The organism is Leyella stercorea, assembly GCF_019052365.1.
In the GTDB taxonomy this organism is placed as follows: Bacteria; Bacteroidota; Bacteroidia; order Bacteroidales; family Bacteroidaceae; genus Prevotella.
This window is the reverse complement of record NZ_JAHQUY010000181.1, coordinates 1-817: the sequence shown is the minus strand read 5'-3', so window position 1 is coordinate 817 and position 817 is coordinate 1. Positions and strand designations below refer to the sequence as shown.

Sequence of the window (817 nt, the reverse complement as noted above, 5' to 3'; positions counted from 1 at the left end):
AAGAACGCCTTTCTTGGCTTGGAGTATCGTTGCCATACACTGATGAAAGTCTATTCTCAAAGCCGTGATGAAATGGAAAAGCAATATAAGGCTGGCATGAAATCTTTGAGTACATACACGAAGTATAGAATCGGGTGTGCCTATGTGGGCGAGTTCATGCAGACGCAGTACCATGTGAAGGATATTGCTCTGAAAGAGTTATCGCTGCCTTTTATCACAGACTACGAGACTTTTCTCAGAACCGACAAGCACTTGAAGATAAACTCTGCGATGGTGTTTGTCCGCAATCTCCGTGCAATGGTATTCCGCGCCATAGATAATGAGTGGCTTGTAAAAGACCCTTTCAGACGATATGAGTACAAGGAAGAAGAGACCACAAGAGAGTTTCTGAGCAAAGAAGAGATTCACCTGTTGATGGAAACACCTATCACAAGAAAGAAGATGAGTATGGTGCGTGACTTGTTCCTGTTCTGTTGTTTTACAGGTCTCGCTTTCATTGATCTGTACAACTTGAAGGAAGAGAACATCAAGGAATTTTTCGATGAAGGTGAATGGATTGTTATCCATCGACAGAAGACAGGAACGGAAGCCAACATCAAGTTGCTTGATTATCCCAAGCAAATTATGGAAAAATACCGTGGATTGTGTGAAGACGGCAGGGTGTTTCCAGTACCCAACTACCAAAGTTGTATGGATTCGCTCAAAAGACTGGGCAAAAAATGTGGTATCACCAAGCCGCTGTCCTGGCACATGAGCCGTCATTCGTTCGCAACCTCGGTTTGCCTCTCCAACGGAGTTCCAATAGAAACCGTGAGTT

General features: G+C 43.9%; 1 protein-coding gene. It reads left to right on the top strand.

Annotated elements, in window-relative coordinates:
* Window positions 1-72: 72 nt before the first annotated feature.
* Window positions 73-817 (top strand): site-specific integrase (locus tag KTQ90_RS13505; protein ID WP_254359758.1); only part of this gene is annotated, 745 nt, incomplete at its 3' end.